The sequence below is a fragment of the Gracilibacillus phocaeensis genome, assembly GCF_900626275.1.
Taxonomy (GTDB): Bacteria; Bacillota; Bacilli; order Bacillales; family Amphibacillaceae; genus Gracilibacillus; species Gracilibacillus timonensis.
Genome location: NZ_LR131143.1, coordinates 657,862 through 672,829, shown reverse-complemented (window position 1 = coordinate 672,829; position 14,968 = coordinate 657,862). Strand labels below are relative to the sequence as shown.

Genomic DNA, 14,968 nt, shown 5'->3' with positions numbered 1-14,968 from the left:
CCCAACACTCGGATAAACTATCTTTAAGGAAGGTTAACCGATGTGTTGGGTGTTTTTATAAGTGAATTAGGTGCTCTTGCTTCATTTACACGAATGGAGCAAACGAAGTATTATCAGGAAATCATTCGAGCGAAGGCTTGCTTGTCACAGGTTTTTGCTACATTTATACGTATTAAAAAGAACCTATACCTTAATACCGTACTTAGAAGAAAATAATTAGATGGAATCAATCGTCTTACCTTCTATCATTATTTGAATAGCTTTTTCCCTTTATATACAATGATAAGATAACATATATCGGAGGAGGATTGTTAAAGTCATGAGAAATTATATAATTGATGTTCCGGATGAATTGAATCTCTTGGTTTTTTTGAATAATGTCCAACAGCAAAAGAGATTCCCACACATTGATTTTTTCCCTGTTGATTATTTTCATCCTGAGTTTGAAACGCGTATAGTTCAGGTATGGAATGCTTGTTTAGAAGAAATGTTTATAGATGGTAACCACATACAAAGGGGATGGGAATATTATAAAAAACATCTAAGAAGTCTCTTTTATGAATATGATAATAATAAACAATTGAATAGATTATTTCAGTATTTTGAATCTTGGTGGTTTCATCAAGCACCAAGAGGTAATCAGTATTTACTAGAAGCGCTATTTTGGGGGACTATTAGTCATCGGATAGTTGACCATAAAATGAAAGAGGAAGTAGCACGTCAGGTTTTTGTTGTATTTGACACCCCGCCAAAAGGATGTAGAACGATAGATGATAGTAAGAAAATTTTAATAAAATCCATTGATTATTTTTTGGAATGAAATGTTAACTTTTAGAGTGGCAACTCATAAAAAAGTGAACGATCAGACGCTAATCAATATTTTGCAAATTTCTGAGATGTTTTTAAATGAGTGACTGATAACGAAAGTTCACGAAATGAGTACAAAAGGGTAGCAGGCAAATACCTGCTAAAAGAAATGGGAGATGAACATGCCAATCAGAAATTCGGCAAAAGCGATCATTATTCAGGATGACCGATTGTTAGCAATTAAGAAGCAGGATGAAGACAGCTACTATTATCTTTTACCTGGTGGCGGTCAAGAGCACGGAGAAAATCTTCATCAAACCTTGAAGAGAGAATGTATAGAAGAAATAAATGCGAGTGTAGAAATTGGTGACCTCCTCTTTATTCGGGAATACATTGGGAAAAATCATGAGCATGTTGCATTCGATGCAGAAGTACACCAAACAGAGTATATGTTTTTATGTAAAATGAAGGAGGGAAGCAGCGATATAGGTAATGGAACCGTTCCAGATGAGGGACAAATTGGTGTGGAATGGTTGCCGTTATCAGAATTATTGAGCTATCGGTTGTATCCTCAGACAATGCGGGAGTGTATCATGGAGCATGTTGCTGGGAAGGTGTTGCCAGTTTATTTGGGGGATATCAATTAATGCCATTATTTGCGATAAAAGAATAACGAGAATAAATAGGTATGGAAGGTTGGATTCGTTTGCAAACCCATTTATATTTTGTTCGACATGCCCATTCGACATATACACCAGATGAGTTAGGCAGACCTTTGTCGGAACAAGGATTTGCTGATGCAAGTATGGTAACGGCATTGCTAAAAAAAGAAGCTATTGATGAGGTATATGCCAGTCCATACAAACGCGCTATTCAAACTGTGGAAGGGATTGCAGAATACATAGATAAAGAAATGAAGCTAGTAGAGGGACTGAAAGAACGTACATTGGCGGAAAAAACGGTGGAAGATTTTCAGCAAGCTATTATAAAGGTTTGGCAAGATGATGATTTTGCATGGAAAGGTGGCGAGTCCAACAGGGCTGCTCAAAAAAGAGGTGTTCATGCTGTTTTACAAGTATTAGAAAACAATATGGGAAGAAATGTAGTGATCGGCACGCATGGCAATATCATGGTATTAATCATGAATTATTTCGACCCACAATATGGATTTGATTTTTGGAAGAAACTCGACATGCCAGATATCTATAAATTATCCTTTAAGAAAAAGAAACTCCTAGCTGTTCAAAGAATATGGTAAGATTTCATAGTAAAAACGTATATCTTTAACTTCAACATGAAAAGGGAGGATGCACTTAGTGAACAAGATTGCCATTATTGGTTCTGGCGGTTCAGGAAAGTCTACTTTATCACGGGAATTAGGTGAAATATTAGATAAGCAAGTATACCATTTGGATGCGCTATTCTGGAAGCCTGGCTGGGTTGGTGTTCCCAGGGAGAAACAGACATCGGTTCAACAGGAATTGGTGGAACAAGAAAGCTGGATTATCGACGGGAATTACGGTGGAACAATGGAAATTCGCTTGCATAAAGCAGACACGATTATTTTTCTCGATATCTCGCGTGCTATTTGTACTTATCGCATCATCAAGCGGTGGATTCAATATAGAAATAAGACCCGACCTGATATGGGGGAAGGGTGTGAAGAAAGGATTTCGCTGGAGTTTCTACAATGGGTATGGAAATATCCAAGCACAAAGAGACCTATTATTTTGGAAAAATTGAATTCGCTTTCAAACGAAAAAGAGGTTATTATCTTAACGTCTCCAAAAGAAGTGAGGCAATTCTTGGAGCGAATAAAGACTTCGATTTTCCAAAAAACTTGAAAGTAGGTGTTTGGTATATGTTTGCACCTCGGAGCATACTTAGCGTATGGAGGAAATTTGATGAATTCCCAATGGAAAGATTAACGAAATGTTGGTTTTATCATCAGAATAGTCTTAAAAAGCAACGATATGTTGCGCTAATGAAGGAACATCGAAATCAGTATGGTATAACGGGAAACTGTTTTGACCTTGCAATCTGGTTGCTCGATGAATTACAACAAAATAGAATAACAGCATACCCTATTGGACGTGATTTGAATAGTGAAGCTGCCCATGTTGCTGTTATTGCTTTGGATGAGTCAGGAAACCGTTATTTGTGTGATTTAGGTGATCAATGGATACATCCGATTCTCATCGATAGAAATAGTGAGAACTTTACAGATGAAAGACTTAGTGGCTTTTTCCCTGGTGCAGAAGTAAAGGTAATGTCAAAAGAGCAAAATATAGAGATTCTTTATTATAGGTCAAATGGTAAGCAATCTAAACAAATATATAATACTAGTCCAATTGATGTTGACTATTTCATGAAGGCAGCTGAATATTCTCAGCATTTGATAAATCCAAAACCCTTATTAGAATGTAGAATACCTTATAAGAATGAGATAGCTCATTGGGAATTTTGTAATTGGGAGAGTTTTTTGAGCACAAATGAAGGGTTATTTGATGAACCAACATTCGATACCATAGAAAAGTGGGCGATTAAAATAAATGAAGTTACCCAGTACGATATTCATTTTTTGATGAACGTATTGGAGCGTTATAAAGAATTCTCACAGTAAATGAATATTTGAGTTTTCATGACGAAACAAGTAATGAAGAAACCAAGTTATTAAAAGGAGAACTTGGCTGATATTTAAGTTCTCCTTTGAGGATTTTGTAGATATCTTATTTGTTCATATCTTTCCATCTTTTTGCGAACTTAAGTGATCTAGAAAAAAATAACCACCCAAAGCCTAGCAAGCAAACAGTGGTTATTTCTTTTTAAATTGTAAAGTTTGTGTTTGCCTCCTTGAAGGGCTATTGCACTAGCGTTCGGTGTGCCATCACCGAGCGTTTATAACATGTGTTCTTTCCATCATTATTATACCCTATTTTTAATAAAAAAACATGTTCATGTCTTTGTGAAAAAGGCAAGCCAAAAAACTTTTGTGATTCATCCTGAACTCACGAAGAAGTTGTGGCATGCGTAAAGTAAGCTGGCTGTGAATAGTAACGAATTTTTATTCCTCAGAGCTGCTTTGGAACATCTCAACTTGAATTATATCTAAATTTGTGTATAATGGATATCACATTAGACGAAGTAAAGGTTTTCTAGGGTTCCGCAACCCAAATGTTGGACTGGACCGAGAGAAAACACACAGTGAATGGCTGTGCCACGGAGGGATAAAAGCCCGGGAGAAACTGTATTTACAGTTATCTCTCTGGGCTTTTTATTTTGCTTTATAATCAAAAATGGGATGCAGTGAAGAAAATAGGAGGTATTTTCAATGAATCGACACTGGATGCGAGTATTTATTGCAGCTTTTTTGGAAATTTTTTGGGTGATTGGACTGACACACGCCTATGATATCTGGACATGGATTGGCACCGTGATTGCCATCATCGTTAGTAATTATTTAATGATTTCAGCGGCACAAGAACTTCCAGCTGGAACGGTCTATGCGGTCTTTGTCGGCTTGGGGACGGCTGGTACGGTGATTGCCGGAATTATTTTCTTTGGAGAAGCATTCAAATGGGAGAAAATCATTCTTATAACAACCTTATTATGCGGAGTAATTGGTTTGAAGCTAGTCACACCAGATCATCAAACAGAGGAAGGGGCTGAATCCTAATGGCTTGGTTTATTCTAATTTTAGCTGGATTATTGGAAACTTTTGGTGTAGCTATGATTAATCAACTCGCTGTAAAGAAGAATTGGCAGACGGCCGTATTGCTGGTTTTGGGATTGGGATCCAGTCTTGCTTTACTGAGTTATGCCTTGCAATTCATTCCGATGGGAACAGGTTATGCGATTTGGACAGGAATTGGAGTTGTTGGCGGCGCATTAACAGGTATGATATTCTATGGTGAATCAAAAGATTGGAAGCGGATGGTGTGTATAGCCATTGTTTTAGGTTCCGTGATTGGACTTAAAATGATCACTTGATAACATTGTTAATCTGCTTATAACTGCATGTTGACTAAAATAGTGCAAAGGAGATCGAATATGAAAAGAATAGATGTAGTTTATGTGTTGCTTCGTAAAGGGAATGAGATTCTAATGGTTTATAATCATGGTGGAGACTGGTCTCTTCCCGGCGGGGCAGTCGAACAGGGAGAGACATTAGAGCAGGCAGCTATTCGAGAAGTAAAAGAGGAGACCGGTTTAACCGTGCGAGTTGAGAAAATTGCTGCAGTGAATGAAGCTGTGTTTATGGAAAAAGGCCATCATGCCATCTTTTTTACGTTTACAGCAAAAATAATAGATGGAATTCCTTTGATTCAAGATGAAGAGGAAATATCGGAAATCCGATGGGTGGATGTGCAAACCGCAAATAAGTTCATGCCTTACCATCCTGATGGGGTAGAAAGTTTACTTGAAGCGTCTTCTCCATATACATTTCAGGGCTGATTTAACGGAGGCTGTTCTTGTATAAGCAGGGGTACAAGTAACCCCTTTTTATTGATTAAAGATATTTAAGCGTTATAAAAAATTAAACGGTCGTCTTCGGCTAGAAAAAACTCTCTATTTTTGATATAGAAGGTTTTTTATGTGGTTTTCTATCATTAAAAGTTAATTACGTAATAGTAAAAGTGCTTAGAAGCAAAAGTCTTAAAATCCATGTCTTTCAGGATCGTTATTCTTTTTATGAATAATCCCTTTTTGATAAGTGTGCTCAAGCTTATTTGAGAACCATTCAATTTGATTCATCACTTCAGCAAAACTAATGCTTTCAATATAAGGATTACTCTCGACAAAAGTTGCCCATAATGCTTTTTGATTATTCGACTCTCTTAAATAGTCAATAATCTCATCATAATTTCCGATTTCAATGAAGGTTTTACGCTGCTTCATCGTTTTGTTAAGTCCAGATAAAACCTTTCCTGAATCGATCTCATCATTCCTTTTTGTTAACATATATAAATCATAGTAATCTTTCATCCTGGAGTTGGTATCATCAAGTTCACCATAAGCTAATAAAGTATAGAATTTATCAATAATTATTTGTTCTGGAGAATAACTACTTAAGATGTACTCTTCATCAGAAAAAATTGATTTAAAGTTTTTCTTATCAGTTACACCAATTAAATCCTCCCCTGTTGTAAGATCGATATTTATTGGGATCTTTGTACTTCCATTGTAATAATCAATCTTTAAATTATATCCATTATACTCAAAGTCTTCTCTTGTTTCACTCATACTACTAACTTTAAAATATTCATTACTATTGTCTTCTGTAAAATTAATCACATCAATTAATTCGTTCAATGTATCTTTGGAAAGGATAGCATCCCTAAGTGTAAAATCTAAATCCCTAGTTGCTCTCATGCAAATACCAAGATCTGTAGTTAAAAGAAAACCACCTTTAACAATTAAATGATCAGCGTAGGAAGACTTGCTCAATTTCAGAATTAATCGATCCATTGCATATAATCCATATAACTGTTGTACAGGCAGTTTTGATTCTTTAGATTTTTGCCTTATTAAATTTTTCATTTTTTGTTGGCTTAACAAACGGCAAAATCCTCTCTCTTATAATATTTAAAACATTAAAACGAACGCCGTAATCAATCAACTTTTCCAAATCCTTATCATTTCTAGTAATATAATCGTTAATCATTTCATCAATAATACCTGGCATCGGCTTTTTATGTCGTAGCATATCCACAACTGTTTTTTCTAAATTTGTTACTCTTAATGGGTTGGAATCCCAACTATCCATTAGTTCAACATATTCATCGTTCCATTCTTTTTTTGAAACGTAGTAGGGTTTGATATGTTGCTCTTCCGCAGTGGTTAAATGGTAACCTCTTAAAAAGGACACATGATACACAAATGGTGAATAAGAAGACAATGTATGCAACATAACAGCTGTTTCATGTGAGTATACAGCTCCAGGGTATTGCAATTGGAGAATGTACAAATCATCAAAATAAACGTTGTCCAACAAATAAATACCTCTTGAATGCTTTTGGATATCTTTTCGCTCAATTGCTTTTCTAAGAGTGGAATCATTGATGCCATAATCTTTTGCCATCTGCGTAGTTAAGATGCCGTTATTAACTTCAAATACACTTTTTAATCTTTGTTGAATCATGCGACTCACCTCAATATCATTATACCATAATTCACGTTCAATACAACATTCGATAGCAGAATTTTTCATCATTCTTGGATTTTTCTTTTAATATGTGCAATAAGCATCTTTATATCCTGCATTCTTGAATAATTATTACAAGGACATAACGGAGACCCTTGACACACAAGGTTTTTCTTTATCAGATCTTAGGAGAAAAAATCTTCGTGATAATTTGTTGCAAAAACATCAAGGCAAGCGGTTATTCGAGAAGTAAAAGAGGAGACAGGTTTAACCGTGCGAGTTGAGAAAATTGCTGCAGTGAATGAAGCTGTTTTTATAGAAAAGGGCCATCATGCCATCTTTTTTACGTTTACAGCCAAAATAATAGGTGGAACTCCTTTGATTCAAGATGAAGAGGAAATATCGGAGATCCGATGGGTGGATGTGCAAACCGCAAATAAGTTCATGCCTTACCATCCTGATGGGGTAGAAAGTATACTTGAAGCGTCTTCTCCATATACATTTCAGGGCTGATTTAACGGAGGCTGTTCTTGCATAAGAAATATTTTTCATCATTAAAGAATTGCGATAAAATAAAGAGGAACATGGAGAGGGGAGCAACAGTAATGCAACCAATATCGATGGAAGATTATGTAAAAAAACATTGCAAAGGAAATCCTGATACAGATCCAAAACAATTAAGAAAAAGCTTGAAACAGGCAGTTCAAGATAAGAAAAACGGAGAAAAATGCAGGAGATGTGGTCAGGAAATCTGGGCGATTGGTAGTGCGGTTGCCTACCAAAGCTGTTTTGCGTGTTTAACAGGGGAGGCAGATTCCTCGGAAGACTATGAGATCAAGGAAGTCTGCTGGTCATAGAGATAGTTGTTCATGCTTATTGCACTTCCTAGTCATATTATCATATGATTAACACTTTGAGAAGAGGTGATACCATGGGTGAAGATATTAGGCCGTCAGCAGATCTTAGAAATCATTATAATAAGATATCTAATTATTGCAAAAATTCTAGAAATGCCGTAATTATGATCGTAAAAGGAAGAGGTGATACAGCAGTTCTAGGTTTGCAGGATTATTATCAAATGAAAGCGGAGTTAGAACTACTTCGAACACTTGCAGATGCTGAAGAAGATGTGAAAAATGAACGTGTAGCACCAATGCAGCATTCATTTGATGATCTTCGTACATCTTTATTGGAAAGGAAAACAAATGGAGTATAAAATACTAAGAACGGATAAGGCAGAAGATCAACTCCGTGATATTATCTTTTATATTGCTGATGATTCTGGAAATGAAGATATCGCACTAGCATATTTGGATAAAATCGAAGGCGCTATTCATTGCCTTCGAAAATTTCCTAAGTCGGGTAGTGAGCCGAGGTATTCGGTTTTAAAAAAGCATGGGTATAGAGTAGTAATTGTAGAGCGGCCTCTTGTCTTTTATAAGATTAATGATACAGAACAGACCATTATTATTTATGCCATAGTTGACGGAAGAAGAGAATACCACAATTTGCTTTAATAGTTTTAGCTATACCATATTTATACATAAAAATAAATTACATTACACTTCTATTTTTTATAGAAAAATAGAAGTGTAATGTCATTAGTTAGATTATTCGTCATGATTAACGCCAGTGCAATAACCTTTTCAAAGATCACAACACAAAATTTATAATGAACAAAAGGAACCACTGCTAGGCTTAATAAAGCTAGCGGTGGTTATTTTTATAGTTAACTGACAATGTTAGAAAAGCTACTTGCCTTATGTATCAATAAATGATATAGTACATTTAATGACATATCATTAAATGATATAGTGAAGGAGGAAAGACATGGCTCGTTCAGATGCTTTGGAATCAGGTGAATTAACGGATACAGCCTTTTACATTTTATTATCTGTGTTGGAAGCGAAGCATGGCTATCTGATTATGAAGAATATTGAAACATTAACAGATAATCAATTTACTGTAGGCCCAGCTTCGATGTATACCACACTAAAGAAACTCGAAAAAGCAAGATTGATTGTGCAATCAGAGGATTCCACTCCCCAGCGCAAGACATATATAGCGACAGAATCAGGTGTTGCCTTACTGGAAAAAGCGATCGAGCATAGGCGCCAGATGGTAGCACACGGTGAAGAGGTTTTAAGTCAAAGGAAAGAGAAAAAGCGTGAATACAAAATGGATACTCCTGCGACTTCTTCGTTTGATCCTGCTTATAAGCCGGAGTAAGCCGTTAGAAGGAACGAATATACAGCAAGCTAACAAGGGTGCGTAAAGACATGACAAAATATAAATATATGCCAAGTGAAGGATTGGCCTTTGGCGAAGAAAAAGATATGGAACGATTGAGTGATTATGCGAAGCAAGGATGGATTTTAACAGGGAATCAGTTTTTAGGGTACCGCTTGAGAAAAGGGGAACCTCAAGACCTTATCTATTCGGTTGATACGCAGCAAGATGCGGATGAAGACTACTTTTTGATTTTCAAAGAGGCAGGCTGGACTCATCTTTATTCCATGGGGGATATCCATTATTTCTCCGCGCCTTCAGGTACAAAACCAATTTACTCAGATAAGGATAGTTTGCGTGAACGTTTTGAACAGGATAAACGATTTTGTGGCAAGTATGCCGTGCATTTCCTTACCATTGTCCTGGGAAGTGTGTTACTACTTGCCTTGGCAGAATATTTTGCGCTACCTCATTTTATTAGTGTGATATTAGCTGTTATTTTTGGAATGACGCTTATTCCTCTAGTGTTTACCAGCATGCCTTACTTTGCCTATCGTAAAAAACTGAGGGAGCTAGCCTAAAAGAGAAATGAAGGCTACAAAAGCAAGCAGTGACGCGAGGAGGATACCATGTATACCATTGGCAAGTCACTACATTTTTAGGTGTATCTCGAGATACATTGAAGTTTTACGAAGAAAAGGAATTAGTAAATCTGAAGCAGGAGGAGGAAAATGGCTATAGAAAATACAGTCATTTCGATATATATGATGTGATCACCGTAAATTTCTATCGAGAGCTAAATTTAAACATAAAATCAAATTCTCTGTGATTGTTATAGCCATAGTGATTCAAATTATTCTATGCTTGCTGGTTTTGCTGCTGGTATCTAGGGATAGTGAAGCCCACTCTGTTTTTACTATTTCTTCAGGGGGAATGTTGTTTTATTTCTTTATGACAAACCTTCTGGCAGGACCACTAGGAGAAAAACTAGGCTGGAGAGGCTTTGCCCAAATCGAGCTTCAAAAGAAATATTCGTCCTTAATGGCATCCATCATCATAGGATTCTGGTGGGGAATGTGGCATCTGCCTATCTGGTTTACTACCGGATTTATGGGTGTGGAGTTGATTCAATATATTCTATGTTTTATGGTGGCGATTATAGCGACTAAGATCGTCATGACCGCCTTCTATAACTTAAATCAGAATTTAATGGTCCCCATTATGATCCATCAGTTGTTTAATTTCTTTGCTGGTATCATAAATTGGGCCGTGATTGATATCATGATGTATAATGCGATTTTTTATGCGGTAACCGCCGTTGTCCTCATGCTTATTAATCCGAAGGCATGTTTTGTATGAAAGAGAGTTAGTGACTGCAGAAGATCAATAGGTTATGTATCTGCTGAAGGAGGAGGAACATTAATGGATAATCAATTTTTTGTGGGCTGGGGCACTCTGTCGCTGATCAATGCGGCACTTGCACAAGGGAAAAACAGGACAGGATTAAACTGGTTTTTATTATCTCTTGTATTAGGCCCTGTCGCCACATTTATCTTGTTATTTGTGGAGAAGAGAGGGCAGGAATAGAATGGTGTGTTAAGGAAAGTTATAGATTTTTAATATTTCCTGCAATTATCTAGGTTTTGTAGCCGATTTGAAATATCTTGTTATGGTATGGGGTATTTGATACTCGTATAATACCACATGCCTTCCATATCTTACTAAATAAGCCTCAAGGCCTAGCCTACAATACTGCTGAAGTCCATTATTAATTAGTCACGCATACGATATGATAGCTATAAGGTGTTGGAGACCAACTAATTGCAGTAAGAGAATGGGAGGAGTTGCATGCAAAAGGAATTGCTTTTTGCAGAGAAATTACTGATTGGAGGATATACCGCAATATTGTTATTTATGATTGTTCAGGACTTGGTGCCTTTAGGGCGGTTAAATGATGTGGCAGCTATTACTTCGGAGCGATCCATGAATGAAATATTAATCGTTACCCTGATTGGTGTTGTTCAAATTGTGCTTTTAATGGCAGGCCTCCTCTTTTTTGCAGGGAAAAAATATCCTATTTGGGCGAGAATTTGGCTGATCGTTCATCCCTCATGTATCTTGCTAGGAGCGGTTATGTCGTGGTGGATTCCGTATTTATTTGGTATTGGTGCAGAGGAAAAAGTAGAAGGATATACCGCGATGTTTGGCAATACCCATGCTTTTTTACCGGTTATAAACGGAATCGTACCGAATACACTCCATACGATGTTTCACTTGTTATTATTAGTTTGTATCCTGTTAACAGTTTATCTTGTTGTTACAAAACGCAAAAGGATTAGCGCTATTTCAACCTATTGATAACGATTTACAAACTACTTTTAAAATGAATGGACAAATTAAAAAAGATAAGGAGATTTTGTATGCAATGGTTACAAGAAGTGCCGAAGATTAAGGGTGAAAAAAATGGGAATTATTTTGGGCTTGATTTTTCGATAAACAAACTAACCCTATGTAATGAACCAAAAGAAACAAACGTCACCCATTTTTTCTTGCGTATGACAAAAAATCAAATAAACGGGCTTATGGATATACCAATTACTGATGAAGTTATTTTAGAACAAGTTAAAACGGAATTAGCGCCTTTTTTTCATGAAGTGAAACTGGTATCTAGTAAAGGGAAGGTAGGCCTGGAGAAAATATGGACATGGGGAAAGTAGCGAAAATCTTTATTGCATTTTGGATAGAGCATATCGACTTTATCACCATGATTCGGAAAAATGATTTAGACAGTTTGCTTTTGAAAACGTTTAATAAACATTTGCCTTCTATTCATCGCATGACTAAAGACAAATTCACCTATTCTATAAGCGAAGAAAACATGGAATTTGCTTCAGCTTTTAATGCTGGTGGAATATGGAATATTCTGATGAAATGGATAGATAGTGACTTTACATACTCTTATGATGATTTACTTAAAGCTTTTGAAGAAATAAGCCGGTTTAACTATTTTAGATAATTTTGTTGAAATATAGGAGGTTGGAACAGAATAAGAGGGAGTGCCTTTCTGTGTGAAATATTTAGACAATCGATTGATTTTTTTAAAAAAATGAATGGTAATCTAAATGTTGAAGTAAAAGGTTGCCTTAAAGTCAACTCTAACTTATATACTGGGGAGAAATATGGGAAAGGGGGTTTAAATGGGAGGTATGGAAAAGAAATGCTGGGAGCATAAGAAGAAATTAGACCATAAACTGCAATGCATTAAGAAAGAGGAGGATGAACATGAATAAACCTTATGTTATTATACACACACATACATCGATAGACGGTAACTTGGATATAATGAATTTGCGGGAATTTGAAGAAGCAAGTCGACAATATCAAGAACTTTCTTTAGATCCTGAAAAACAACAGTTTGGCATACAAGGTTATCTGAACGGTAAAACGACGACACAAGATAATATTACTCACTACAAAGAACCAGAGCTAGACGAGAAAGCAGCTCCTGTACCGGAGGGTGATTATATAGCGAATACGGATGCTGCTATGTATTATTTTTCTATCGATCCACGTGGAGAATTAGGCTTTGAAGAAAACACTTTTGGTTACGGTAGTATCTCTTCTCATATTGTAGAAGTCTTAACGGAGCAAGCCTCCAATGCTTATAAAGATTTTCTCAGAAGAAAAGAAATCTCCTATATTATTGCGGGCCAAGAACAAATTGATTATGAAGTGATGTTGGATAAATTCTATAATCTCTTCCATGTCGAACGAATGATGGTGGGCGGAGGCGGAACCATGAACTGGTCCTTCGTTCAAAACGGATTGGCGGATGAAATCAGTGTCATTTTGACTCCTATCGCGAATGCTGATCCAGCTGGTCACCGATTCTTTGCCGCAAAAGAACCCTATTCCAACATTAAAGAAACAGCTTTTCAACTTGAATCCGTTAAGGAATTGGAACACGATACATTATGGATTCGCTATTCTATAAAAGAGAAATAAAGCAGTGATGGAGAATTCGTGAGGCGACAGAAGTGTTCAACAAGTATTTTTAAGTATCATAAAACGCATCGAACCAATTGTTCGATGCGTTCATTTTATTTGCAGTGGAATGTTCACTTCTAGAAATAAGGTTTGTACACTTATTTGACAAAAGCAGGCTTATCTCCCTCCGTGTTGGGCTTATTGACACCCAAACTACGGTGGATTTCCATTTCCGGTGATTCAGCTAGTTTGACAACTAAGGCAGCGACACTCTTGCGTGAAACCTCAGTTCCTTTAAAAACTTCTTCTTTTTGGGTGGTTTCATAGTCGATTTCATCGTTATTCGTTAGTCAAGCTGGTCTTAAAATCGTATAATCCAAATCAGAGGCTTCTATAACGTCCGCGGCTTTTCGATCTATTACTAATATTTCTCCCAGTGTGTTCTTATGCCACTCACCGAATTTTCCGGGTACTTCATCGTAAATGCCCAGACTGCTAATGAAAATAATTCGCTTCTTATTGGCTGCATGCATCGCTTCCACAATGCTTTCAGCTTGTTGTACAAAATCTGAACCACCTAGATTTGCGTAGATTACATCTTGACCTACCATCGCTTCTTTCAATTTTTCAATGTCTGTTACGTCTCCTTCAATGACGTGTTCTCGATCTGGATTGCTGATGTTTAGTCTGCTTGCATTACGAAGGAAAAGCGTTAAGTTTGCATCCGTTGTGTCAAGAAATAAATCAATGGCGTTTCGGGCAATTTGACCATTTGCTCCTAAAATTAGAACATTACTCAATGATAATCTCTCCTTTTGTCGTTATTGATTAATAGGTGTTCCTTTTTCATTAGGATACACTTTCTTAAACCGTTCACACACCACTAACATGTCAGGTGAAAATTCCATATTGTATTCCGCTAATGATGCAGTGAAAAAAGTTTCGTGTGCTTGCCACCAATACGAATAGTCCCCTTCGCCCTCTGCTAGAGCAAATTCCTCGGATACTTCATTCATAGGAACTACTTCAACGGATTGGATTTGAATAATAGCTGCTGGTTCTTCCTGTCCATCTAAAATGATGTAATATTCATCAGGTTTAGGTAAGACTTCTTTTTCTAATTCATAAAACACAAAACCGGAAGATGTCGCTATTTCCTTTCCTTCCATAACTAAATCCGCTAGCCAATCAGCAGAAGTACCGAATGAAAAGGCATCGGTAAATTCAAGCCCTTCTTGGTGAGTGACTGCGCAAAAATCATCCCAAAATAGTTGTACCTTGTTATTCATACATTATCATCCTTTTAACAAAAATAGACCATGATTCCATCAATGTCAAGAAAGGGGAGATAATTGAAAGGTTATATCATCTATCATTTTGGAATATATTGTAATAGTTTGTCGCGTTTGATATTCTAACTGTAGAGTGTGAGAGTTAATTTAGCGATACATAAGGATAAAACAACTAGTATACGAGGGGGAAATATGGATGATCAATAAACCATTACGAGCAGACCATGTAGGCAGTCTTCTTAGAACACAAGCACTATGCCTCTAAATATGCGGATCTCAACAAACTAGCGTTAAGTCCTCAATGTGGATTTGCCAGTACGGAAGAAGGAAATGCGTTAACAGAAGAAGAGCAATGGGACAAGCTAAAACAAGTGGTTACTATAGCTAATGCTATATGGGAGAAATAAAAAATTTTGTAGCAGGTCTGATTGAGGCTGAGTGAACAGCGGATTCAGCAGTAAGCTAATAGATATATTGCTAGATTTTTAATTACCTCATTTAATGGATA

The 14,968-nt window shown here is 36.6% G+C and carries 21 protein-coding genes, 5 pseudogenes and 1 riboswitch; of the genes and pseudogenes, 22 read left to right on the top strand and 4 right to left on the bottom strand.

Translation table 11 applies throughout. The features are described 5' to 3' along the window. Positions 1-319 precede the first annotated feature (319 nt). The 8 genes from E0E32_RS07755 to E0E32_RS07715 all read left to right on the top strand — a co-directional run bounded on the left by E0E32_RS07755 (position 320) and on the right by E0E32_RS07715 (position 5,262). Complete coding sequence (locus E0E32_RS07755) at positions 320-820, top strand: hypothetical protein (protein WP_130859467.1); 501 nt, start codon at positions 320-322, stop codon at positions 818-820. Positions 821-989: 169 nt separating this feature from the next. Then, entirely contained in the window at positions 990-1,454 is a 465-nt protein-coding gene (locus E0E32_RS07750; RefSeq protein ID WP_130859466.1) for an NUDIX domain-containing protein, read from the top strand. Between the two features lie 41 nt (positions 1,455-1,495). Continuing rightward, positions 1,496-2,065 (top strand): histidine phosphatase family protein, encoded by a 570-nt coding sequence (locus E0E32_RS07745; RefSeq protein ID WP_286171819.1) that lies wholly within the window; start codon positions 1,496-1,498, stop codon positions 2,063-2,065. Between the two features lie 58 nt (positions 2,066-2,123). Next, complete coding sequence (locus tag E0E32_RS07740; RefSeq protein WP_130859465.1) at positions 2,124-2,651, top strand: DNA topology modulation protein; 528 nt, start codon at positions 2,124-2,126, stop codon at positions 2,649-2,651. Between the two features lie 17 nt (positions 2,652-2,668). Next, positions 2,669-3,430, top strand: a complete 762-nt coding sequence (locus tag E0E32_RS07735; protein ID WP_130859464.1) for a hypothetical protein — start codon at positions 2,669-2,671, stop codon at positions 3,428-3,430. Positions 3,431-3,951: 521 nt separating this feature from the next. Beyond that, a riboswitch (guanidine-I (ykkC/yxkD leader) is annotated at positions 3,952-4,051 on the top strand. An 87-nt stretch (positions 4,052-4,138) separates the two neighbouring features. Continuing rightward, a complete protein-coding gene (locus E0E32_RS07725; protein ID WP_066188810.1) occupies positions 4,139-4,483 on the top strand; it encodes a DMT family transporter in 345 nt (114 codons plus the stop codon). Continuing rightward, the gene (locus E0E32_RS07720) at positions 4,483-4,797 is read left to right on the top strand and encodes a DMT family transporter (protein WP_130859462.1); all 315 of its coding nucleotides are present in this window, start codon (positions 4,483-4,485) and stop codon (positions 4,795-4,797) included. The genes E0E32_RS07725 and E0E32_RS07720 overlap by 1 nt, the downstream gene beginning before the upstream one ends. A 60-nt stretch (positions 4,798-4,857) precedes the next feature. Beyond that, positions 4,858-5,262 carry an NUDIX hydrolase gene (locus E0E32_RS07715; RefSeq protein ID WP_130859461.1) on the top strand — a complete coding sequence of 135 codons (405 nt, stop codon included), beginning with the start codon at positions 4,858-4,860 and terminating at the stop codon, positions 5,260-5,262. Between the two features lie 201 nt (positions 5,263-5,463). Here E0E32_RS07715 and E0E32_RS07710 read toward each other — a convergent pair whose 3' ends face one another. Further along, positions 5,464-6,366, bottom strand: a complete 903-nt coding sequence (locus tag E0E32_RS07710) for a nucleotidyl transferase AbiEii/AbiGii toxin family protein (protein WP_066188797.1) — start codon at positions 6,364-6,366, stop codon at positions 5,464-5,466. Beyond that, positions 6,320-7,018 (bottom strand): type IV toxin-antitoxin system AbiEi family antitoxin domain-containing protein, encoded by a 699-nt coding sequence (locus E0E32_RS07705; RefSeq protein WP_165444988.1) that lies wholly within the window; start codon positions 7,016-7,018, stop codon positions 6,320-6,322. Before E0E32_RS07705 ends, E0E32_RS07710 begins: the two co-directional genes overlap by 47 nt. Positions 7,019-7,189: 171 nt before the next feature. Between E0E32_RS07705 and E0E32_RS07700 the strand changes: the two are divergent. The 13 genes and pseudogenes from E0E32_RS07700 to E0E32_RS07645 all read left to right on the top strand — a co-directional run. Next, positions 7,190-7,465, top strand: a pseudogene (locus tag E0E32_RS07700) (NUDIX hydrolase); the annotation flags it as partial. A 92-nt stretch (positions 7,466-7,557) separates the two neighbouring features. Beyond that, complete coding sequence (locus tag E0E32_RS07695) at positions 7,558-7,809, top strand: hypothetical protein (RefSeq protein ID WP_130859458.1); 252 nt, start codon at positions 7,558-7,560, stop codon at positions 7,807-7,809. Between the two features lie 74 nt (positions 7,810-7,883). Beyond that, positions 7,884-8,168 carry a prevent-host-death protein gene (locus E0E32_RS07690; protein ID WP_066188790.1) on the top strand — a complete coding sequence of 95 codons (285 nt, stop codon included), beginning with the start codon at positions 7,884-7,886 and terminating at the stop codon, positions 8,166-8,168. Beyond that, entirely contained in the window at positions 8,122-8,469 is a 348-nt protein-coding gene (locus E0E32_RS07685; protein ID WP_207302275.1) for a type II toxin-antitoxin system RelE/ParE family toxin, read from the top strand. The genes E0E32_RS07690 and E0E32_RS07685 overlap by 47 nt, the downstream gene beginning before the upstream one ends. A 313-nt stretch (positions 8,470-8,782) precedes the next feature. After that, complete coding sequence (locus E0E32_RS07680; protein ID WP_066188783.1) at positions 8,783-9,181, top strand: PadR family transcriptional regulator; 399 nt, start codon at positions 8,783-8,785, stop codon at positions 9,179-9,181. Between the two features lie 50 nt (positions 9,182-9,231). Beyond that, the gene (locus E0E32_RS07675) at positions 9,232-9,762 is read left to right on the top strand and encodes a DUF2812 domain-containing protein (RefSeq protein WP_130859457.1); all 531 of its coding nucleotides are present in this window, start codon (positions 9,232-9,234) and stop codon (positions 9,760-9,762) included. Between the two features lie 48 nt (positions 9,763-9,810). Further along, a pseudogene (locus E0E32_RS07670) lies at positions 9,811-9,995 on the top strand (MerR family transcriptional regulator); the annotation flags it as partial. Beyond that, positions 9,980-10,540, top strand: a pseudogene (locus tag E0E32_RS07665) (CPBP family intramembrane glutamic endopeptidase); the annotation flags it as partial. The pseudogenes E0E32_RS07670 and E0E32_RS07665, both read left to right, overlap by 16 nt. A gap of 63 nt (positions 10,541-10,603) precedes the next feature. Continuing rightward, positions 10,604-10,768: a hypothetical protein gene (locus E0E32_RS22130; protein ID WP_162840589.1), complete on the top strand. Its 165-nt coding sequence runs from the start codon at positions 10,604-10,606 to the stop codon at positions 10,766-10,768. 261 nt (positions 10,769-11,029) lie between these two features. Continuing rightward, the gene (locus tag E0E32_RS07660) at positions 11,030-11,539 is read left to right on the top strand and encodes a hypothetical protein (RefSeq protein ID WP_130859455.1); all 510 of its coding nucleotides are present in this window, start codon (positions 11,030-11,032) and stop codon (positions 11,537-11,539) included. Between the two features lie 62 nt (positions 11,540-11,601). After that, a complete protein-coding gene (locus E0E32_RS07655; protein ID WP_130859454.1) occupies positions 11,602-11,898 on the top strand; it encodes a hypothetical protein in 297 nt (98 codons plus the stop codon). Continuing rightward, complete coding sequence (locus E0E32_RS07650; RefSeq protein ID WP_130859453.1) at positions 11,886-12,197, top strand: TetR/AcrR family transcriptional regulator C-terminal domain-containing protein; 312 nt, start codon at positions 11,886-11,888, stop codon at positions 12,195-12,197. The genes E0E32_RS07655 and E0E32_RS07650 overlap by 13 nt, the downstream gene beginning before the upstream one ends. Positions 12,198-12,463: 266 nt before the next feature. Continuing rightward, entirely contained in the window at positions 12,464-13,186 is a 723-nt protein-coding gene (locus E0E32_RS07645) for a dihydrofolate reductase family protein (protein ID WP_130859452.1), read from the top strand. 140 nt (positions 13,187-13,326) lie between these two features. On the opposite strand, the pseudogene E0E32_RS07640 reads toward E0E32_RS07645, so the two are convergent. Continuing rightward, positions 13,327-13,968, bottom strand: a pseudogene (locus tag E0E32_RS07640) (SDR family oxidoreductase). A gap of 21 nt (positions 13,969-13,989) precedes the next feature. Further along, positions 13,990-14,457: an ASCH domain-containing protein gene (locus tag E0E32_RS07635; protein WP_130859451.1), complete on the bottom strand. Its 468-nt coding sequence runs from the start codon at positions 14,455-14,457 to the stop codon at positions 13,990-13,992. A 260-nt stretch (positions 14,458-14,717) separates the two neighbouring features. On the opposite strand from E0E32_RS07635, the pseudogene E0E32_RS22615 reads away from it, so the two are divergent. Next, positions 14,718-14,867: pseudogene (locus E0E32_RS22615) on the top strand (5-methyltetrahydropteroyltriglutamate--homocysteine S-methyltransferase); the annotation flags it as partial. Positions 14,868-14,968 lie beyond the last annotated feature (101 nt).